This is a genomic window from Rheinheimera fenheensis, from assembly GCF_039871805.1.
Classification (GTDB): domain Bacteria; phylum Pseudomonadota; class Gammaproteobacteria; order Enterobacterales; family Alteromonadaceae; genus Alishewanella; species Alishewanella fenheensis.
In genome coordinates this window covers 1-19,016 of the sequence record NZ_JBDPJM010000003.1, presented here as the reverse complement: position 1 = coordinate 19,016, position 19,016 = coordinate 1, and the positions used below count along the sequence as shown (strand labels likewise).

The following is a 19,016-nucleotide window of genomic DNA, read 5'->3' as shown; positions in this document are numbered from 1 at the left end:
CTCATCCTAAGATAACTGAACTTCGGGCATGACGCAGGGCTAACCTGCGTCTTAGTTAGCATAGTTGAGTTTTCGCTGGTCGACTGAATAACCTCAGGTTTTCTGTCCTGAGTTAAGGCTTAGTCAACACGGAATATGTGCTAGGTGATTGGCAAACTTAAACATCGATTGCTATGAAACACACGTTCGGTGTGGCTTAACGGATCAGTAAAACACAGTTGCTGAGCTAATAATTGCAAAGGTTTATTAAAATCAGCGGCCTGCTTTGGTTTAAGCTCGGGGTAATAGTTGTCATGCAATATCGGCATGCCCAGGCTAAACATATGTAGTCGCAGCTGATGGGTTTTGCCGCTGTGTGGTGTCAGCGCAAACAAACCCAGGTTTTCATGCCGTGCCATCAGGCGAATATCAGATACAGCATTAACCGGCCCCGGCACTATGGCATTAATAAACCGCGGTTGGCTTTTTTCAATCCTGTTGGCTACATGCCATTTTTTCGGTAACGCACAGTGCTGAGCCTGTGCATTTAATGGGGCTACGGCCTGATAAAGCTTAGTGATTTGCGCCTGCTGAAACAGCTGATAATAGGCCGCCCGGCTTTTCGCATTGATAGAAAACAACACCAGACCAGCTGTATCGCGATCCAGCCGGTGCACCGGTACCATATCGTCAATGCCGGTATCACGTTTTAAGCGTGCCAGTAAGCACTCATTCACGTACTCACCCCCCGGCGTTACCGGCAAAAAATGCGGTTTATCGGCCACTAGGATATGCTGATCCTGATACAGGATCTGATGACTAAACGGGATGGCCGGCTCAATGGCGACCTCGCGGTAATAACACAGCCGCTTACCCGGCAGAAAGGGCGTTTGCAGCGTAATAGCTTCGCCATTAAACCAATGTACTTTGCCCGCTAAAACCCGCTCACGCCAAATATCGGCGCTAATGCGGGCAAAATGACTGCACAAAAACGCATATACCGTTGGCCAGCGCTTATCCGGCGCCGGCAGGGTTATTTCAGAGGCTTGACGGGCAATAGACACAGACGTTTCCTGGCGAAAAATCAGCGCGCAGTCTAGCATAAAAGCCGTTACAATAGCCGCCTTTTGGCCGCCTGCAGCAGATGTTCACTATGTCAGACAGCACTTTGCCCCCTACAGTGTGTAAGCCCTCCCACCACAATGCCGTGTTACAGCTGCGCGCCACTGAACTGGCCAAAGCCACCCGGGTGTTTAACGCCCGGGGCAGTAAGGTAAAGCGTTGCGATAGCTGCCTATTACCCAAAGTCGAATGTATTTGCGCTGCAAGACCACAAGTAAAAAGCCACAGTGCGTTTTGCTTTATTATGTATACCGGTGAGTGCTACAAACCCAGTAACACAGGCCGTATCATCGCCGATGTGATTAGCGACAATTATGCTTTTGTCTGGGACAGAACCCGGCCCGATCCGGCCATGCTAGCGGTATTAAGTGATCCCCGTTACGCCCCTATAGTAGTGTTTCCTACACAATATGCCGAGCCAGAGCGCTGTATTAACAGCCCGCTTGAGCTTAGTGCGGTACAACACGGGAAAACGCCGCTGTTTGTTATGCTGGACGGCACCTGGCGCGAAGCAAAAAAAATGTTTAAAAGTACTTATCTTGAAAAGCTGCCCGTGCTGGGCATTCAAAGCGAGCAAGGCTCTTCTTACTTGCTACGCGAAGCAGCGCATTTGCATCAGTTATGCACTGCAGAGGTCGCCATCGAAGTGCTAAAGTTGGCTAAGGATACGGCGGCTGCACAAGCGCTGGCACAGTATTTTTTACTGTTTCGTCAGGCTTATGTTGCCGGCAAACCGCACCTTAAACTTGACGCTGAATAAAACCAGCAATTTGGCTCGCTAACCAGTCTGGGTCGTCCAGTGCAATGTCATGCCCGGCCCAACTGTGCTGCTGATGCTCTGCGCATAGATAACTGGCTAAAGCTAACGAGCAGCCTGGGTTAACTAAGCTATCTGCCGCACTACTTAACACCAAAGACGGACAAACAGGTGCTGCTGATAGCCGAAACCGCGCGGCTCCCCACAACTGGCGTAACATATTGGCCCGGCTTACCGGGCGTTGCTGCTGATACCCAATCCAACACTTTACCAACTGCGGATCTTGCCGCGCTTTTCGGCTAGTGAGCTGCAAGATCAGCTGTTCACGCAGTGGCAAGCTCAGCCAAGGCAAGGCCAGTAGCGCCGGGTAATTGCGCCAACGTAAACGCTGATAAAACGGTGACAGCGGCCTGGCGCTGCTGTTAATCAGCACGACAGACGCGATCTCTTGCGGGTACTGTATTGCCCAGTCCAACGCCAGCATGCCACCTAACGACAGTGCCACCAGATGCACCCTACCATTAAAAGCTGGTGATTGTTGCAGTTGCTGGCGCACAGACTGGCGCAGCAGCGCAATATCCGCCGCGGAATGCTGTTGGTACAGCTCGCCACAGCCAGCATAGTCAAAGCTTAATAGCGGATTTGGCAGCGCTGATGACAATACAGGCCGCAGCCGCCCCCAATGGCGCTGCTCCCGGCTTAAGCCACGCAGCAGCAACACCGGTGTGTGTTGGGCTAATACCGCAGGATTTAATACCATAGGGTCTTCGCCTCTTGCAGTAACACTTCTGGCTGGCTAAGTGGCAGCCAGTTGCGGTACGACAGCGTGGCGTTAATTAAAAAGTTAATTAGGATCAAGTGGCTGCGAAGCACCCGTTTAACCCGATGCGGTTTAACCGGATGAAACATTCCCAGGCTAGAAAGTAGCTGAAACGGGTTTTTCCGCACCCAGTTCCACGAGCCCATTTCCAACGTCAGTGGCAGTAGCATGGTATTATGCTGCGCCGATAAATCATACAAATAGTCCCACAAGTCGCCATGACACAGGTAATGCTGTGACTGCGGCTCAAAAATATAATTCTGATGCGGATAGGTCTGCAAAAACAACTGCCGTAGCTGTGCCATTTCAGCTAAATGTGCGATGGGTTGCTGCCGGCTTTTGGCATAAGGAAACCAGATCCTATCAGTGCGGCCAAAGCCCGAGTGACAATCCAGCGCCAGTGAAAACGGCCGGCCAAATAACTCACCTTGGATAAAATCGACCAGCGCCTGACTCTCCAGCTCCATTCTATCCTGCCGGCCGCGATGCCACGGCAGTAAGCGGCTAATGCGCTGGCCACCCACTAGCCAGGCGGCACCTTCGCTGCACTCAACTGGCGCATTGCGCATTAAATCGACACTGTTGCCATTTGCGCGCCAGCCATTAGCCATGCCCGCTGGGTTTACCAACGGCAGAAAGTAAATACAGCCCTGTTGCAGGGCGTGGTGCAGCGTAATATCCCAGGGCAGGCGCTGTAATAAAGTTTGCAGGTAAGCTAATACTACCTGGGTACCAATACGCTCCAGTCCGTGGACACCGCCTGTTAGCACCATTGCAGGTAACGTTGGATCCGGGTTACCCAGCGCCAGAGCATACAGCGGCAGTTTGCCGCTCATATGTGGCACCTGCGTTAATACCGTCACACGCAGCGCCGCTGGTGCGCCAGCAATTAACTGCTCAAGCTGTGCCAGCTCCGGCAAAACATCCTGCTGTTGCAACCTCACCTCAGCAAAAATCAAATGACATTCGCATGACAGCTTAGCGGATAGTCTGGCGATAAAAATGGCAGTTTTATGAAGATTTGCCCCGTATTTTCATCCGGTTATCCTGCGATACCCGCAAAGACAAACAGCTGGCCTATACTTGGCGCACCACATTGTGCCGGAGACACCTATGCCGCCTGTCAGCCTGAGCGCGTTACTGCGTTTTAACCTGTATTACTGGCTGGCGATTTTTTCGCTTGGCGTACTAAGCTCCTGGCACAACGCCATACTGCACACTAAACCTTATGAGTGGCGGTATCTGCCGATGATGGCGGCCAGCGAGCTGGTGGCCATGCTACTTACCGGGGGCCTAATTGTCTGGACTTATCAGCGTTTGTTGCAGCAAGCCTTTAGCAGCTGGCAATTACTGCCTGGTGTCGTGCTGTTAGCGGCTTGCTATATCCCGGCAGAGAATGCCTTTTGGATGCTACTGTGGGATAAAGAGATTGTCGATCTACGCATGCTAATAGGTAATCTCGATACCTCTGTGCTGGCTTTCTTCGTCTGGGCGGCCTGTTATCTCACCTTACTGGTGTATCAGCAGCAGCTGCAGCGGCTGGCCCAGACCCACGCCTTAAGTCAAAAAGTTCAGCAGTTAGAATTGCAGGCTCTGAGCCATCAACTTAACCCACACTTTACTTTTAACGCACTCAATTCTGTCTGTGCCCTGCTCGAAGCAGAGCGCTACGATGACGCTGAAACCATGTCAGAACAACTGGCGACGTTTTTACGCTACTCGCTTAGTAAAGCGCCGGACAGCCTGGTGCAACTGGCCGACGAATTACAGGCCATTAATGCTTATCTGCAACTGCAAAAAACCCGTTTTGGCGACAAACTAAAGGTAAACTGGCAAATAGACGACAGCCTGAAACAACAGCGTATTCCGGCGTTATTGCTGCAACCCCTGGTGGAAAATGCCATTAAATACGCGGTAGCCACCCGTAAACAGGGCGCAACGATCACCATAGGTGGTGAACGTCAACAAGATTGCCTGCAATTAACCGTCAGCGATGATGGCCCGGGCTCGGTGCTAAATAGCGACCATAGTGGCGGCGGTGTCGGGCTTACTAATATCCGCAACCGGCTATTGCAACACTTTGGCGAGCTGGCCCGGCTGGAGGTTGGCGCAAGCCCACAGGGCTTTACGGTGAGTATTCAACTGCCCTGGCAAGCGTGCTAAGGATGGCGCAGATGCACAACAGCCCGCGTTATCGGTTTTGGTATTGGCACTTGCTGTACTGGTTAAGTTATCTGCTGGTGAAATTTATCCATTTAGCCGTGTTAGTGCCGCTACAAAACGAAGCCACCTGGCCCTATCTTTGGATTTACAGCCTGATCACACTAATAAATCTTTGCCTGACAGGCCTGCTGGGCCAGCAAGAGCTGCAACAGCAACGGGCCCTGTGGCCACAGCTGCGCCGCTTGCTTTACTACCTTGTACCGCTTTGGCTGGCGATGGTGCTATTGCGGCAATATCTGATTATGCACCACGCCAGCGATATGTTGCTGGGGGTAACGTCACCACTTAAGTACCTGATGGCCTTCTCGTTAGTATTGCTACCATTGGCAGGTTGGCTGGCAGTGTTTATGCTGATTAAAACTAACCAGTTACATTATGCCAGTGTGCAACAGCAACAGCGGCTGGCACAGCAAGCGCGCCAGGCCAGGCTTAAGGTGCTGCGCTATCAGCTCAACCCACATTTTATGTTTAACACCTTAAATGCGTTAAATGCGTTGATTGTTCAGCGTAACGGCGCGGCCGCCGAGCAATTAATTCAGCATCTTTCGGTGTATTTACGTCATACCCTGAAAAACCAGCAGGATGAATTTACTCCACTGCAACAAGAATTGGACGCTCTGCAAGCCTATCTGGCTATTCAGCAAATTCGTTTTGGTGAGCGTTTAACGTTGCACTGGCAGTTGCTAACAGCACCGCTGCAGCTGCAATTTCCGCCTTTGCTATTACAGCCACTGGCCGAAAATGCCATTCATTATGCAGTAGCCGAAGTGGCTACACCGGTTTGCCTGCAGATAACCGTTGAGGCTGATGCCAAACAGCTGCGAGTTCAACTGGCAAAACAGGGGGCAGCGAGCGACGCCGGCTGGCCTGAACCGCAACAACCGGCGAACTTGATTAATCTGGCCGAACGGCTACAGCTGCTGTTTGCAAATCAGGCCAGCCTGACGCTGAGCCTTAACGGCAATGATTTTTTCAGCCAGTTAACCATTGCTATGGAGGCCCTTGATGCACAACAGCCTTAAAGTCATTATTGCCGACGATGAACCTCTGGCGATCAGTAACTTAAAAGCCAAACTGGCGGTGTACCCTAACCTGCAGATCGTGCAGTGTTTTGATAACGGTGACGACACTTTGCAGTATCTGCAAGGCGGGCCTGATCTGGATATCGTTTTTCTCGACATTCAGATGCCGGGCATAAAGGGCATCGACATTCTGCAGCGCTCCGCAAAAAGCTCATCGCTGGCAAGACCACTGTTTATTTTAGTCACCGCCTATGAGCAATTCGCTTTTGCTGCCTATGAACATTTTGCTTTTGCCTATTTACTCAAACCGGTGTCGCGTCAGCGCCTAGCGCAAACCTTACTGGATGCGCGCACGGCTTTAGATAAGCCGGCAGCACTTTCTCAGGCAGCAGCACCCAACAAGCTGAGTTTTAAAACCGGCGCCTCTACCTTACTGCTGGATGATGTTGACATACTGCTGATAGAGGCTGCTGGCAACTATATGTGTATTCACACCCTCAGCGAAACCCTTATTATCCGTGAAACCATGAAAGAGCTGCTGCAACGCTTGCCCGGTCACTTTGTTCAGGTACATCGCTCGGTACTGATTAACCTGCATCATGTGCATAAAGTACAGCCACATAATAATGACTATACCTTTTGCTTAAGCAACGGCAAGACAGTGCCGGCATCCCGGCGTTACAAATTAAACTGGCAGGACAAACTAGACAATGTGGCCCAGCATTGAACATAACGTTTTAGCACTTAACACTGCGCACGATGTACCAGGCACCGTTTATCCCGCGCCAACACCGGCTTATCACTTAATAACAAGGCCTCTTCCGCCTGTCCCAAGGCAGCGGTAAACCCCTGCTTAGTACGCCACACTGTGAATATGGCAAATGCCATATTCACCCAACAGACAGAGGACAGCACAATGAAAACCGCCCTTCTATTCGCAGTATCTCTGGCCAGTGCCAGTGTGGCAGTACCGGCGCTTGCCGGCAATGAATTACCAAACCGCTATATCAATAACGCTTTGGTTGAAGTATGCAGTGAAACCGCCGCCGATGACCGGCTGGGGTTGCATAAGACCTTGAAAGCTTACCGTATTAGCAAGCAAAACGCGGTGGCTAAAGTGGTCTGCAATGGTCAGGCTCTTACCGACTTTGCCCGTAACCAGCAAGCTTTTAAAGTAGCGGCTATGCTGGAGCCGTATGAAGCCCGCATGAAAGGCAGGGTAACCATAAAAGATGTGGCAGCAGCGCCAAATTAAGCAACAGCTGACAGGAGCACGCCAAAGGCGGCTCCTGTGCAGGTTTAGTTGGCAGCAGTATCCAAAGTGGCGAAGCTTTTGACTAAATCATCCACCGCCTTCATTTGCTGTAAATAAGGCTCTAACTTCGCCAGTGGTAAAGCACAGGGGCCATCGCACTTGGCCTGATTCGGATCCGGATGCGCTTCAATAAACAAACCCGCTAACCCCAGTGCCATACCCGAACGTGCCAGCTGCGCCGCTTGGGCACGACGACCATCGGCAGAGCTTTCACGCCCACCCGGCTTTTGCAGCGCATGAGTTGCATCAAAGATCACCGGGCCGTACTGCTTCATTTCATCCATGCCCAGCATATCAACCACTAAATTGTTATAGCCAAAGCAGCTGCCGCGCTCACACAACAGTACTTGTTCGTTACCGGCTTCTTTGAACTTGGTAATAATGTGGCGCATTTCATGTGGTGCTAAAAACTGCGGCTTCTTCACGTTAATAACAGCACCGGTTTTTGCCATGGCCACCACTAAATCAGTTTGGCGGGCTAAAAACGCCGGCAGTTGGATCACATCTACTACTTCAGCCACCGGTGCAGCCTGATACGGCTCATGCACGTCGGTAATCAGTGGTACCTTAAAGGTGCGTTTAATTTCTTCAAATATTTTTAAGCCTTCGTCCAGGCCTGGGCCGCGATACGAGTGCACAGACGAGCGGTTGGCTTTATCAAACGAGGCTTTAAACACATAAGGAATACCCAGTTTGCCGGTGACTTCAACATAGTGTTCGGCAATACGCATTGCCAGATCGCGTGACTCAAGCACATTCATGCCACCAAACAGCACGAAGGGTAAATGGTTGGCTACCGGAATACCGGCTACCGTAATAGTATGAGCGTTCATGATCTATCCAAAAATGGGTTATCAGGCTAAAGGTAAAAACACTGGCTGTTTCGAAATAGCTACGCGCAGTGCCAGCCCGAGCCAGCCAAGTGCACCTAAGAAACATAACCAGCGAATAAAGGTAGTGCGGCCACGAAATGCCATTACAGCCAGTGCAATATACGCCAATACAGCAATAAACTTTTCTGTCAGCCAGGCGTTTACAAAGGGGTATTGCTGTAATGTCAGCATTAGCATAACAGCACTTAACAACAGCAGGGTGTCTATCACATGTGGAGCTATTTTGAAAAATTTATGCTGCAGCAAAGCTGCCGGTTTTAAACTCATGGCAAATCGAATTAATAAAAAACTGACACTCAGCACCACCATTAGCAAGTGAATATGCTTATAAGCCATATACATAGCATTTATCCTTTGGGTTAATAAAACAGCCAGCTAATGCTGGCTGCGGGTTACTCATCGCTGTCCGGGTATTTTTGCAGTATTGCCTCCAGTTTGTCGACCCGCTGCTTAAATATTTCTACCAGCTTAGGGTCAAACTGCTTGCCAGATTCATTGTCGATATGGGCCATTACCTGTTCTAAACTCCAGGCTGATTTATAACAGCGGCGGTGACGCAGCGCGTCATACACATCAGCCAGTGCCGCAATACGACCGTATATATGAATGTCGTCGCCTTTTTTACCGGCAGGGTAGCCCGTGCCATCCCACTTTTCATGGTGGTCCTGTGCAATAACGGCGCCGGCCTGAATAATACTGCGTTTGGAATTTTTTAAAATTTCATAGCCAATACTGGCGTGGGTTTTCATCACTTCCCACTCTTGCCCCTGTAACTTGGCCGGCTTGTTTAAAATACCATCCGGTATGCCGACCTTGCCAACATCATGCAAAGGTGCGGCAAACATCAGACGCTCGGCTTCTTCTTCCGGTAAACCGTAGGCTTTACCCAGTTCATAACAAATAAAAGCGACCCGCTTAACATGGTTGCCGGTTTCTATTGAGCGATGCTCTACTGCCTCACTTAAGCGATAGACGATTTCGCGCTGGGTGTCTTCAATCTCATGTTGTAACTGCACATTCTCATAGGCAATTTGCACATTTTGCGAAAACAGCTCAATCAGCTTTTTCTGATTAGCAGTGATAGCGCCCGGTAAACCCGAGATATACAGCAGTGAGCCATGGGTAAATTTACTGGTGCAATACGCTACCAGATAATTGTCACGATACACTATACCGCGCGACCTTAACGCCGCTTCAAACGCATCAAGCAGCTCTGGCGCCAACACGTCCTGCACGGGCTTGCCTTCCTGCCGCTCAAACTCGCCCTGACCGGCAAACACCACCAGTTTATGCGGATCGGACACGTCACCACTGATATTGCCCGCCACCATAGACGAGCTAACCAACAATGCGTTCTCATCACACCCAATGATGGACGTGAGCTGCTGTAGCACGCCATCGATAAACTGCTCCATGGAGTGCGATGAAAATAAATCGGCCGATGCATTAATAATTTTTTCTAAGCCCAGCCGGCTTTGCTCCAGCGACAGAATATCGCGGTAAGAGCGCAAGCTGGACATAATGACGGTAAACAGCTTTTGTGCCGTAAGCTCGGTTTTCGATTTATAGTCGTTAATGTCGTAATTGATAATAACCTGACGCTCGGGTGCCTGCCCCGGCTGGCCGGTGCGCAATATAATCCGCACATGCTCATTATGCAGCTGCTCACGAATGTAACTGGCTACCAATAAACCGGCATCGTCAGTTTCCATCACCACATCCAGCAGCATAATAGCGGCATCGGGGTGCTCAGCAATCAGCTGCTTTGCTTCTGCACCAGAATAAGCGCTGAAAAATGCCAGATTTTTGCCCTGAAAACTAAAGTCACTCAGCGCCAGCTTGGTTACGGCATGCACTTCGGGCTCGTCATCGACAATCAGGATTTTCCAGCTGCCGTGGTTTGTAGACTCAACCTGCTCCGGCTCTTCTGCAAATAAAAAATCATCCGACATCCGCTTATTCCTTAGCTGATTAATAAAATGAAGATTACTTGCTTAGTTATATGCCGGATACGCAGCGTGGTCAAAGAAAAAGCAACGATTACAATGCTAAACAGCCACCGGTAATGCGCCAGTTGTTGCCATAATCACGCTGTGATTGCACCTGGTTAAAACCGGCAGCGGTTAATAAGCCGCGCACGGCGTCTGCCTGATCATAACCGTGCTCCAGATACAACCAGCCACCAGCAGTTAAATAGGCCGGTGCCTGAGCAATGATCTGGCGTAAATCAGCAAGGCCCTGCTGCGCAGCGGTCAGTGCCGTAATGGGTTCAAAACGCAGCGCACTGAGATGGCGGTCTGATGGGTCAATATACGGCGGGTTGGACACAATAAGATCAAACTGTTGCCCGTTGACAGCGGTAAACCAGTTGCTTTGCACTACCGTCACGTTAGGGATATTTAGCTGCTGGCGGTTTTGCTCCGCCAGCGCTACTGCCCCGGCGATATAGTCTACAGCCGTGAGTTGCCACTGTGGCCGGTTGGCTGCCAGCGCCAGCGCAATAGCACCAGTGCCGGTGCCCAAATCCAGCACTTTGGCATCGGTTGGCAATGCCAGACTCAGTGCCTGCTCAACCAACAGCTCGGTATCCGGCCGCGGGATCAGGGTACTGGGGTTTACCTGCAGTTTTAAATCGTAAAAATGCCAGTAGCCAAATAAATAGGCCAGCGGCTGCCCGGTAAGCCGGGCGCTTAACAGCTGGTTAAGCGCTGCCTGCTCAGTTTCGGTAAGCTGGCGCTGGGCGTGGCTGTAAAGATAGGTGTTAGTCACCTTTAGCACATGACACAGACACAGCCGCGCCTCAATATCCGCCGTTGGGCTCACCAGACTTAGCTTTTGCTGTGCCTGCTTTTGCCATTGACTAAGGCTTTGGCCTGGCGCCACTTAGCGGTTCTCGTCTGCCAGCGCGGCCAGTAAGTCGGCCTGATGCTCTTGTTTTAACGGCTCCAGCACCTGATCTAAATCGCCTTCCATTACCTCATTTAAACGGTAAATGGTCAGGTTGATGCGATGATCAGTTAAACGGCCTTGTGGGAAGTTGTAAGTGCGAATACGCTCTGAACGGTCGCCACTGCCCACCAGTGAGCGGCGGGTCGATTCTTCCGCTAAGCGACGTTTTTCATCTTCTGCCGCCTGAATACGTGATTGCAATACACTCATGGCGCGGGCACGGTTCTTATGCTGCGAGCGCTCGTCCTGACACTCAACAACGATACCGGTAGGTAAGTGAGTAATGCGAATAGCCGAATCGGTACGGTTAACGTGCTGACCACCCGCACCAGAAGCCCGGTAAGTGTCGACCTTTAAATCGGCCGGGTTAATTTCTATTGCTTCACTTTCTGGAATTTCCGGCATAATTGCCACCGTACAGGCTGAGGTATGGACCCGCCCTTGTGATTCGGTAGCCGGTACGCGCTGCACGCGGTGCCCGCCCGATTCAAACTTTAACGTACCGTAAGCGCCCTCGCCCTGCACACTGGCAATAATTTCTTTATAGCCACCGTGCTCGCCGTCGCTGGCGCTAATCACCTCCAGCTTCCAGCGCTGCTTTTCGGCAAAACGGCTGTACATCCGAAACACATCACCGGCAAAAATCGCCGCTTCATCACCACCGGCACCGGCTCGAATTTCCAAAAAGCAGTTATTGTTGTCATTCGGATCTTTAGGCAGTAATAAAATTTGCAGCTCTTTATCCAGCTGCTCAATCCGCTCTCTGGCAGCCTTATATTCTTCCTGCGCCATTTCGCGCATCTCAGGGTCGCTGTCTTTTTGCATTTCTTCAGCCGAGGCTAAATCCTGCTGCGCCTGCTGGTAATCGGCAAAGGCTTTGCTGATATCTTCCAACTGGCTGTATTCTTTGGACAACTCGCGAAATTTGCTCTGATCGCTAATCACACTGGCGTCGCTTAGCAGCGCCTGCACTTCTTCATAGCGCTCAGCAAGGCCCTCAAGCTTACGGTATACCGATTCTTTCATGGTGTTTTATGTGCCTGTTTACAGATCTAACAAGGTGTTGATCAGTGATTGTTTGGGTAATTCATCATCCTGCACCAGCTGACGAATGGCTTTGGTTGGGCTGTGCATAAGCCGGTTACTGAGCTTAGTGGAAAATTCGGCCAGCACTTTCTCGGCATCCTGGCCGGCCGCTAACTGGTTTACTGCTTTGGCCAAAAGCTCAGTGCGCACCGCCTCACAGCGCTGGCGATAATCGCGCACCCAGTCGACATTACCTTGTAAGGTGAGCCACTGGCTAAACTCGGCCACGCCGACGGCTATCATTTGCCGGGCTTGCTCGGCTGCCTGCTGGCGGTTATTCAGATTCTGCGCCACTATGCTCTGTAAGTCATCTACGGTGTATAAATAGGCATCTTCCAGCTCACCTACCTGCTGCTCGATATCGCGCGGCACGGCCAAATCGACTAAAAACATCGGCTTGTGCTTGCGCTGCTTCAGCGCCTGCTCCACCATGCCTTTGCCGACAATGGGTAAAGTACTGGCGGTAGAGCTTATCACCACATCGGCATCAGCCAGCTGGGTTGGCACCTGCGCCAGTGTAATGGCCGAAGCGCCAAACTGATCAGCAAGTAACACGGCCCGCTCATAAGTGCGGTTGGCTACGGTTAGCTGCGCGGCGCCTTGCTCTTTTAAGTGTTTAGCCACCAGCTCTATGGTTTCACCGGCGCCAATTAATAACACTTTTACTTTACTCAGGTTACCAAAAATCTGCCGCGCCAGACTTACCGCAGCAAAGGCCACTGATACTGCATTGGCGCCAATGTCGGTGTCGGTACGTACCTGCTTGGCCACGGCAAAGGTTTTTTGAAACAAGCGTTCAAACTGTGGGTTTACCGTGCCGGCATTACGTGCCTGGTTATAGGCCTGCTTAACCTGGCCTAAAATTTGCGGCTCGCCCAGCACCAAAGAGTCGAGCCCGGCAGCCACCTGCATTAAATGCTCAGCGGCGGCATTGTCCTGATGTAAATACAAATGCGGCTGCAACTCGGCAGCATTTACGGCATGAAATTGCGCTAACCAGACAATTACCTGTTCCGCTTGGCTAGCACTGCCGTTAAAATACAGCTCGGTGCGGTTACAGGTAGACAAAATTACCGCGTCCGAAATACTGGTTAGCGTGGTCAGTTCGCGCAAGGCTTCAGGCAACTGCTCAGGCGCAAAAGCAACTTGTTCGCGCAGGGCCACCGGTGCCGTTTTATGATTAATGCCGAGTGCGAAAATGGCCATCACCTGTATCATCAGAATTGTCAGGGGGCGAATTGTACGAAAAAGCCCAACCCAAGAAAAGCACAGTGAAGGACTTTAGTGTGGTGTATGCCTTTTTGCGACCGCTATTAAGCGGTTTGTTGTTACTGCTGGTCACCGGTTGTAGCCTGCTGCAGCCAACAAAACAGGCGCAAGCGCCGCTAAACGTTACCGAGCGCGAGCAGCAACTGCTTGCTATGCAGCAGTTCGAGCTACAAGCCAGCGTTGGCATTAAAAGCCCAGCCGAGTCTATTAGCGGTAATTTGCGCTGGCAGCAGCATAGCCGCGAACATTTTAATGCCCGCTTAAGTAACTTTTTAGGTATTAGCCTGTTTGAACTGACCGATGATGGCAACCTCAGTAGCATCAGCGTGAAAGGCGAAACCTATCAGGCAGCTGATACCAGTACCTTGCTGTGGCAACTGGCGGGCTGGTCGATGCCACTTCATGATATGCCGCTGTATTTGCGCGGCCTCCCCGGCAAACGCGGCCGCAATATAGTGCGCGATGAGTTTGACCGGGTCACCGCCTTTGAACTCACCGACAGCACCGGCATTGTCTGGCAGCTTAGTTATCAGCGCTTTTTCCCGGACGCGCTGGCACTGCCGCAACGTTTGCTGCTGCAAAGCAGTGACAGCGAAATAAAAATCGTGATCCGGAGCTGGCAATGAACACCTTAACACTGCCGGCAGTGGCCAAACTGAATTTATTTTTGCATATTACCGGCCGCCGGCCCGATGGCTATCACAACCTGCAAACGCTGTTTCAATTGCTGGATGTCGGCGATGAGCTGACCTTTACCCTGCGCCACGACAATCACATTACGCTTCATTGCAATAACAGCGAACTGATAAACGAGCAAAATTTAGTACTGCGTGCTGCCCGACTGCTACAGCAGTGCAGCAACAGCACGTTTGGCTGCGATATTTACCTGGATAAACGCCTGCCGATGGGCGGTGGTTTAGGCGGTGGCTCATCTGATGCAGCCACCACCTTGCTGGGGCTAAATAAGCTGTGGCAGCTTAATTTAAGCGTCGACACGCTAGCCGGGCTTGGCCTGACATTAGGCGCCGATGTACCACTGTTTGTGCGTGGTTTTACTGCCTTTGCTGAAGGTGTCGGAGAAAAACTGCAGCCGGTTAACCTGGCAGAAAAAGTGTATTTAGTCGTCACACCAGAGTGCCATGTCAGCACGGCAGACATATTCCAGCACCCTGATTTAATTAGAAATTCAGCGCCTATTTCTATTGAGCAACTGCACCAGAGCCTATGGCGTAATGACTGCCAACCACTGGTCGAGCGGCTCTACCCGAATGTTGCAATAACCTTACAGTGGTTGGTAGAATACGCCCCGTGTCAAATGACGGGTACTGGCGCCAGTGTGTTCGCCGCATTCCCGGACCAGACCAGTGCTCAGCATGCCCTTATGCAATTACCGGCCAACTGCCAGGGTTTTATTGCCAAGGGGGTCAACCAGTCGCCTGTATGGGCTGCGTTGGCAGATACCGAATAAGTAACGGCCGCGTTGAACACGCGGCATATTGATAAACCGGACTCACCACTGCCCTGAGGATCCTACCGTGCCTGACATGAAGGTTTTCGCTGGTAACGCCATACCAGAACTCGCAAGTAAAATCGCCAGCCGCCTGTATATTAAACTCGGAGATGCCGAAGTCGGCCGCTTCAGTGACGGCGAAGTGAGCGTACAGATTAATGAAAACGTGCGTGGTTCTGATGTGTTTATTATCCAGTCTACCTGCGCGCCAACCAACGATAACCTGATGGAACTGATCGTCATGGTCGACGCCCTGCGCCGCGCCTCAGCCGGTCGTATCACCGCCGTTATGCCGTACTTTGGCTATGCCCGTCAGGACCGTCGGGTGCGCTCTGCCCGGGTGCCTATTACCGCTAAAGTCGTCGCCGACTTTTTATCCAGTGTTGGTGTAGACCGGGTATTGACCGTTGACCTGCATGCCGAGCAGATCCAGGGCTTCTTTGATGTGCCGGTAGATAACGTGTTCGCCAGCCCGGTATTGCTTGAAGACATGCGTAAAAAAGATCTGCAGTCACCGGTTGTCGTATCGCCTGATATCGGCGGTGTAGTGCGTGCCCGCGCTATCGCCAAACTGTTAAACGATGCTGATTTAGCCATTATCGATAAACGCCGTCCTAAAGCTAACGTGTCACAAGTTATGCACATTATCGGCGATGTAAAAGATCGCGATTGTATTATCGTTGATGACATGATTGATACCGGCGGCACCCTATGTAAAGCGGCTGAAGCGTTAAAAGAGCAAGGCGCCAAGCGCGTATTTGCTTACGCGACCCACCCGGTATTCTCTGGCAATGCACCACAGAACATTGCCAACTCCGTGATTGACGAGCTGATTATCACCGACACTATTCCGCTAACACCTGAAATGAAGGCAGTAAGCAAAGTGCGTCAACTGACCTTAAGCGAGATGCTGGCCGAGTGTATCCGCCGCATCAGCAACGAAGAGTCTATCTCGTCGATGTTTGACTAGGGCTAAATAAGTTTAAAAGGCGCTGCGGCGCCTTTTTTTATTTGCTAAACCTTAGTGTTTGCAGCCACCCTGCTCTGGTGGTAATATGTCGCGCCCGCAAAACGGGGCATCCAGCCTGAGACTGGTCGCAAGTCTTGGGATACTTAAATTTTTGGAGTACATCATGTCTGATGCAATCTTTACATTAAATGCAGAAGTCCGTACTGATTCAGGGAAAGGTGCGAGCCGCCGCCTGCGTCACGAAGACAAAGTTCCAGCGATTATTTACGGTGGCAGCAAGCCAGCGCAATCTATCACTTTAGAGCACTCTAAGCTGTTAAAAGCACAGAGCTTCGAAGCTTTCTACTCTCATATCCTGACAATTAACGTTGCTGGTGAAGAAGTTAAAGCCATCGTTAAAGCGATGCAGCGTCACCCGTTCAAGCCAAAAGTTATGCACGTTGACTTCCAGCGCGTTGAAGCGGGCCAGGAACTGCACACTACAGTACCAGTACACTTCGTTAACGAAGAAGCCGCTGTGAAAAAAGGTGGCGTAGTAGTACACGCAGCTAACGAAATCGAAATCTCTTGTCTGCCAAAAGACTTACCAGAGTTTATCGAAGTTGACATGAGCGACGTTGAAGTAGGTGCTCACCTGCACTTATCTGACATCAAAGCACCTAAGGGTGTTACTTTCGTGCAATTAGCGAAAGGTCAGGACTTAGCTGTTGTTTCTGTGAACAAACCAGCTGGTAAAGCAGCTGACGCTGAAGAAACTGCCGCTGAGTAATGTCTGACACTACTCAATCAGCCATTCAGTTGATTGTGGGCCTGGGTAATCCTGGCCCGGAATACAGCCAGACCCGGCACAATGCCGGCGTCTGGTTTGTACAGCAGCTGGCCCACGCCTTTAATGCCAGCTTAAAAAACGAACCGAAATTTTTCGGTTATACCGGCAAATTTATCTGTGCCGGGCAAGAATTCAAATTACTTATTCCCTCTACTTATATGAATTTAAGCGGTAAAGCCGTGCTGGCGATGGCACAGTTTTACAAGCTATCGCCAGAGCAAATCCTGGTAGCGCATGACGAAATGGCGCTGGAACCCGGCGTAGCCAAATTTAAACTTGGTGGCGGCCATGCAGGCCATAATGGCCTGCGCGATATTATCTCGCGCCTGGGGAATAACCAGAACTTTTACCGCCTGCGCTTAGGCATTGGTCACCCTGGCCATAAAGATCAGGTTACCGGCTATGTGCTGGGCAAAGCGCCCGCCAGTGAACAACAGCTGATAGCGCAAAGTATTGATGAAGCAGTACGCTGCTTTGACATTCTCGCCCGTGATGGCCTGGTCAAAGCGCAAAGCCGTCTGCACAGTTTTAAAGCCAGCTGATACAGCAGCCGGTACAACTTTTTACAGCACGTAAAGGATACTAATTATGGGTTTCAAATGTGGCATCGTTGGCTTACCAAACGTAGGCAAATCCACCCTGTTTAACGCGTTAACTAAGGCAGGTATTGAAGCGGCTAACTTTCCGTTCTGTACTATCGAGCCCAATACAGGCGTAGTGCCAGTACCGGATCTGCGTTTAGACAAATTAGCCGCTATTGTGAACCCGCAGCGCGTGCTACCCACCACCATGGAATTCGTTGATATCGCGGGTCTGGTTAAAGGCGCATCCAAAGGCGAAGGCCTGGGCAATAAATTTTTGGCCAATATCCGTGAAACCGATGCTATTGGCCATGTTGTGCGCTGCTTTGACGATGACAACATTATTCACGTTGCCGGAAAAATTGACCCGGCCGACGATATCGACACCATCAATATGGAATTAGTGCTGTCAGATATGGACAGTGCGGAGCGTGCCATTTTACGTGTGAGCAAAAAAGCCAAAGGCGGCGATAAGGACGCCAAAGCCGAAATGGCGGTACTGGAAAAAGTAAAAGCCCATTTAGAGCAAGGTTTAACGCTACGTCAGCTACCGCTTGATAAAGAAGAAAAGGCCTTAATCGCCTATATGAACTTCTTAACCATCAAGCCAACCATGTACATCGCTAACGTGACGGAAGACGGCTTTGAAAATAACCCCTATTTAGACATCGTTCAGGCGATTGCTGATAAAGAAGGTGCCATAGTGGTGCCGGTATGCGCCGCTATTGAGTCAGAAATTGCTGAGCTGGACGACGATGAGAAAGCCGAGTTTATGGCGGATATGGGCCTGGAAGAGCCTGGCCTGAACCGCGTGATCCGTGGCGGTTACTCACTGTTGAACCTGCACACCTACTTTACTGCCGGTGTAAAAGAAGTCCGCGCCTGGACAGTCGCTATTGGCGCCACCGCACCACAGGCAGCCGGCGTGATTCACACCGACTTTGAAAAAGGCTTTATCCGCGCGGAAGTGGTTGGCTACGACGACTTTGTGCAGTACAACGGCGAAGCCGGTGCTAAAGAAGCCGGCAAATGGCGTTTAGAAGGTAAAGATTACATCGTAAAAGATGGTGATGTGATGCATTTTCGTTTTAACGTTTAAGCAGTTTTTGCTGAGAAAAAGCCGTTGTTTAGCGACAACGGCTTTTTTATTGCCTGTGAAACCAGCGTTTTGCATATTAAATCGGCAAACAAACCAACATTGAATTTTTAACGCAAAAAAACGGTTGACGCTATAGGGGCAGTTCTGGATAATACGCGCCACTTGCTTAGGTCAAGTTAGCGTGGCTACATAGCTCAGCTGGTTAGAGCACAGCACTCATAATGCTGGGGTCGCAGGTTCGATTCCCGCTGTAGCCACCACTTTAACTTTACCTGTGCATGCGGGGATGGCGGAATTGGTAGACGCACTGGATTTAGGTTCCAGCGCCGCGAGGTGTGAGAGTTCGAGTCTCTCTCTCCGCACCACTTTTAAAGTGGATGCACACAAGTTTTTGCAGGGGCGTAGCCAAGCGGTAAGGCAGCGGGTTTTGATCCCGCCATGCGTTGGTTCGAATCCAGCCGCCCCTGCCATTAATTTATAGGTTGTGTGGTTTTGAAAACGACATGACACGCCCGTTTTGCAGGGGCGTAGCCAAGCGGTAAGGCAGCGGGTTTTGATCCCGCCATGCGTTGGTTCGAATCCAGCCGCCCCT

General features: G+C 50.9%; 20 protein-coding genes and 4 tRNA genes. 15 read left to right on the top strand and 9 right to left on the bottom strand.

From position 1 onward, the window contains the following. Positions 1 to 140 precede the first annotated feature (140 nt). Positions 141 to 1,043: a pseudouridine synthase gene (locus ABGI61_RS05570; protein ID WP_347598143.1), complete on the bottom strand. Its 903-nt coding sequence runs from the start codon at positions 1,041 to 1,043 to the stop codon at positions 141 to 143. A gap of 89 nt (positions 1,044 to 1,132) precedes the next feature. On the opposite strand from ABGI61_RS05570, the gene ABGI61_RS05565 reads away from it, so the two are divergent. Further along, the gene (locus tag ABGI61_RS05565) at positions 1,133 to 1,861 is read left to right on the top strand and encodes a tRNA-uridine aminocarboxypropyltransferase (protein ID WP_347598141.1); all 729 of its coding nucleotides are present in this window, start codon (positions 1,133 to 1,135) and stop codon (positions 1,859 to 1,861) included. On the opposite strand, the gene ABGI61_RS05560 is transcribed toward ABGI61_RS05565, so the two are convergent. Then, positions 1,842 to 2,618 carry an alpha/beta fold hydrolase gene (locus ABGI61_RS05560; protein WP_347598138.1) on the bottom strand — a complete coding sequence of 259 codons (777 nt, stop codon included), beginning with the start codon at positions 2,616 to 2,618 and terminating at the stop codon, positions 1,842 to 1,844. The genes ABGI61_RS05565 and ABGI61_RS05560 overlap by 20 nt on opposite strands. Beyond that, the gene (locus ABGI61_RS05555) at positions 2,609 to 3,622 is read right to left on the bottom strand and encodes a M14 family zinc carboxypeptidase (protein ID WP_347599083.1); all 1,014 of its coding nucleotides are present in this window, start codon (positions 3,620 to 3,622) and stop codon (positions 2,609 to 2,611) included. Before ABGI61_RS05555 ends, ABGI61_RS05560 begins: the two co-directional genes overlap by 10 nt. A 169-nt stretch (positions 3,623 to 3,791) precedes the next feature. Here ABGI61_RS05555 and ABGI61_RS05550 point away from each other — a divergent pair, with 169 nt between their 5' ends. From ABGI61_RS05550 to ABGI61_RS05535, 4 genes are all read left to right on the top strand, one after another. Next, the gene (locus tag ABGI61_RS05550; protein ID WP_347598135.1) at positions 3,792 to 4,841 is read left to right on the top strand and encodes a sensor histidine kinase; all 1,050 of its coding nucleotides are present in this window, start codon (positions 3,792 to 3,794) and stop codon (positions 4,839 to 4,841) included. An 11-nt stretch (positions 4,842 to 4,852) separates the two neighbouring features. Next, positions 4,853 to 5,923 carry a sensor histidine kinase gene (locus ABGI61_RS05545; protein WP_347598133.1) on the top strand — a complete coding sequence of 357 codons (1,071 nt, stop codon included), beginning with the start codon at positions 4,853 to 4,855 and terminating at the stop codon, positions 5,921 to 5,923. After that, positions 5,907 to 6,650 (top strand): LytR/AlgR family response regulator transcription factor, encoded by a 744-nt coding sequence (locus ABGI61_RS05540; protein ID WP_347598130.1) that lies wholly within the window; start codon positions 5,907 to 5,909, stop codon positions 6,648 to 6,650. The genes ABGI61_RS05545 and ABGI61_RS05540 overlap by 17 nt, the downstream gene beginning before the upstream one ends. 189 nt (positions 6,651 to 6,839) lie before the next feature. Then, positions 6,840 to 7,178 (top strand): DUF3718 domain-containing protein, encoded by a 339-nt coding sequence (locus tag ABGI61_RS05535; protein WP_347598127.1) that lies wholly within the window; start codon positions 6,840 to 6,842, stop codon positions 7,176 to 7,178. Positions 7,179 to 7,222: 44 nt separating this feature from the next. Here ABGI61_RS05535 and kdsA read toward each other — a convergent pair whose 3' ends face one another. The 6 genes from kdsA to hemA form a co-directional block, all read right to left on the bottom strand. After that, a complete protein-coding gene (gene kdsA / locus ABGI61_RS05530) occupies positions 7,223 to 8,071 on the bottom strand; it encodes a 3-deoxy-8-phosphooctulonate synthase (protein WP_347598124.1) in 849 nt (282 codons plus the stop codon). Positions 8,072 to 8,092: 21 nt separating this feature from the next. Continuing rightward, positions 8,093 to 8,473, bottom strand: a complete 381-nt coding sequence (locus tag ABGI61_RS05525) for a SirB2 family protein (protein WP_347598121.1) — start codon at positions 8,471 to 8,473, stop codon at positions 8,093 to 8,095. Between the two features lie 50 nt (positions 8,474 to 8,523). Beyond that, on the bottom strand, positions 8,524 to 10,083 hold the full coding sequence (locus tag ABGI61_RS05520; RefSeq protein ID WP_347598118.1) for a DUF3369 domain-containing protein: 1,560 nt from the start codon (positions 10,081 to 10,083) through the stop codon (positions 8,524 to 8,526). Positions 10,084 to 10,171: 88 nt separating this feature from the next. Continuing rightward, the gene (gene prmC, locus ABGI61_RS05515) at positions 10,172 to 11,014 is read right to left on the bottom strand and encodes a peptide chain release factor N(5)-glutamine methyltransferase (protein ID WP_347598115.1); all 843 of its coding nucleotides are present in this window, start codon (positions 11,012 to 11,014) and stop codon (positions 10,172 to 10,174) included. Next, positions 11,015 to 12,106, bottom strand: a complete 1,092-nt coding sequence (gene prfA / locus ABGI61_RS05510) for a peptide chain release factor 1 (protein ID WP_347598112.1) — start codon at positions 12,104 to 12,106, stop codon at positions 11,015 to 11,017. A gap of 18 nt (positions 12,107 to 12,124) precedes the next feature. After that, the gene (gene hemA, locus ABGI61_RS05505; RefSeq protein WP_347598109.1) at positions 12,125 to 13,384 is read right to left on the bottom strand and encodes a glutamyl-tRNA reductase; all 1,260 of its coding nucleotides are present in this window, start codon (positions 13,382 to 13,384) and stop codon (positions 12,125 to 12,127) included. 20 nt (positions 13,385 to 13,404) lie between these two features. Between hemA and lolB the strand changes: the two genes are divergently transcribed. The 10 genes from lolB to ABGI61_RS05455 all read left to right on the top strand — a co-directional run bounded on the left by lolB (position 13,405) and on the right by ABGI61_RS05455 (position 19,016). Then, entirely contained in the window at positions 13,405 to 14,061 is a 657-nt protein-coding gene (gene lolB, locus ABGI61_RS05500) for a lipoprotein insertase outer membrane protein LolB (RefSeq protein WP_347598106.1), read from the top strand. After that, the gene (gene ispE, locus ABGI61_RS05495; RefSeq protein ID WP_347598105.1) at positions 14,058 to 14,903 is read left to right on the top strand and encodes a 4-(cytidine 5'-diphospho)-2-C-methyl-D-erythritol kinase; all 846 of its coding nucleotides are present in this window, start codon (positions 14,058 to 14,060) and stop codon (positions 14,901 to 14,903) included. The genes lolB and ispE overlap by 4 nt, the downstream gene beginning before the upstream one ends. Before the next feature lie 76 nt (positions 14,904 to 14,979). Further along, positions 14,980 to 15,915 (top strand): ribose-phosphate pyrophosphokinase, encoded by a 936-nt coding sequence (locus ABGI61_RS05490; protein WP_347598102.1) that lies wholly within the window; start codon positions 14,980 to 14,982, stop codon positions 15,913 to 15,915. Positions 15,916 to 16,078: 163 nt separating this feature from the next. Then, on the top strand, positions 16,079 to 16,684 hold the full coding sequence (locus ABGI61_RS05485) for a 50S ribosomal protein L25/general stress protein Ctc (protein WP_347598099.1): 606 nt from the start codon (positions 16,079 to 16,081) through the stop codon (positions 16,682 to 16,684). Further along, on the top strand, positions 16,684 to 17,286 hold the full coding sequence (gene pth / locus ABGI61_RS05480; protein ID WP_347598096.1) for an aminoacyl-tRNA hydrolase: 603 nt from the start codon (positions 16,684 to 16,686) through the stop codon (positions 17,284 to 17,286). The genes ABGI61_RS05485 and pth overlap by 1 nt, the downstream gene beginning before the upstream one ends. 46 nt (positions 17,287 to 17,332) lie before the next feature. After that, entirely contained in the window at positions 17,333 to 18,424 is a 1,092-nt protein-coding gene (gene ychF / locus ABGI61_RS05475) for a redox-regulated ATPase YchF (protein WP_347598093.1), read from the top strand. A 183-nt stretch (positions 18,425 to 18,607) separates the two neighbouring features. Continuing rightward, positions 18,608 to 18,684 (top strand) — tRNA-Met (locus ABGI61_RS05470). A gap of 20 nt (positions 18,685 to 18,704) precedes the next feature. Continuing rightward, positions 18,705 to 18,789 (top strand) — tRNA-Leu (locus ABGI61_RS05465). 30 nt (positions 18,790 to 18,819) lie between these two features. After that, positions 18,820 to 18,894: transfer RNA gene (locus ABGI61_RS05460), tRNA-Gln, on the top strand. 51 nt (positions 18,895 to 18,945) lie between these two features. Then, positions 18,946 to 19,016: transfer RNA gene (locus ABGI61_RS05455), tRNA-Gln, on the top strand.

Coding starts and splice junctions, on each gene's coding strand:
- pth (WP_347598096.1), top strand. CDS start 16,684: ATGTCTGACACTACTCAATCAGCCATTCAGTTGATTGTGGGCCTGGGT.
- ABGI61_RS05540 (WP_347598130.1), top strand. CDS start 5,907: ATGCACAACAGCCTTAAAGTCATTATTGCCGACGATGAACCTCTGGCG.
- ABGI61_RS05520 (WP_347598118.1), bottom strand. CDS start 10,083: ATGTCGGATGATTTTTTATTTGCAGAAGAGCCGGAGCAGGTTGAGTCT.
- ABGI61_RS05560 (WP_347598138.1), bottom strand. CDS start 2,618: ATGGTATTAAATCCTGCGGTATTAGCCCAACACACACCGGTGTTGCTG.
- kdsA (WP_347598124.1), bottom strand. CDS start 8,071: ATGAACGCTCATACTATTACGGTAGCCGGTATTCCGGTAGCCAACCAT.
- ABGI61_RS05490 (WP_347598102.1), top strand. CDS start 14,980: ATGAAGGTTTTCGCTGGTAACGCCATACCAGAACTCGCAAGTAAAATC.
- ABGI61_RS05525 (WP_347598121.1), bottom strand. CDS start 8,473: ATGTATATGGCTTATAAGCATATTCACTTGCTAATGGTGGTGCTGAGT.
- hemA (WP_347598109.1), bottom strand. CDS start 13,384: ATGATACAGGTGATGGCCATTTTCGCACTCGGCATTAATCATAAAACG.
- ABGI61_RS05565 (WP_347598141.1), top strand. CDS start 1,133: ATGTCAGACAGCACTTTGCCCCCTACAGTGTGTAAGCCCTCCCACCAC.
- ABGI61_RS05545 (WP_347598133.1), top strand. CDS start 4,853: ATGCACAACAGCCCGCGTTATCGGTTTTGGTATTGGCACTTGCTGTAC.
- ispE (WP_347598105.1), top strand. CDS start 14,058: ATGAACACCTTAACACTGCCGGCAGTGGCCAAACTGAATTTATTTTTG.
- ABGI61_RS05535 (WP_347598127.1), top strand. CDS start 6,840: ATGAAAACCGCCCTTCTATTCGCAGTATCTCTGGCCAGTGCCAGTGTG.
- prfA (WP_347598112.1), bottom strand. CDS start 12,106: ATGAAAGAATCGGTATACCGTAAGCTTGAGGGCCTTGCTGAGCGCTAT.
- ABGI61_RS05485 (WP_347598099.1), top strand. CDS start 16,079: ATGTCTGATGCAATCTTTACATTAAATGCAGAAGTCCGTACTGATTCA.
- ABGI61_RS05550 (WP_347598135.1), top strand. CDS start 3,792: ATGCCGCCTGTCAGCCTGAGCGCGTTACTGCGTTTTAACCTGTATTAC.
- ychF (WP_347598093.1), top strand. CDS start 17,333: ATGGGTTTCAAATGTGGCATCGTTGGCTTACCAAACGTAGGCAAATCC.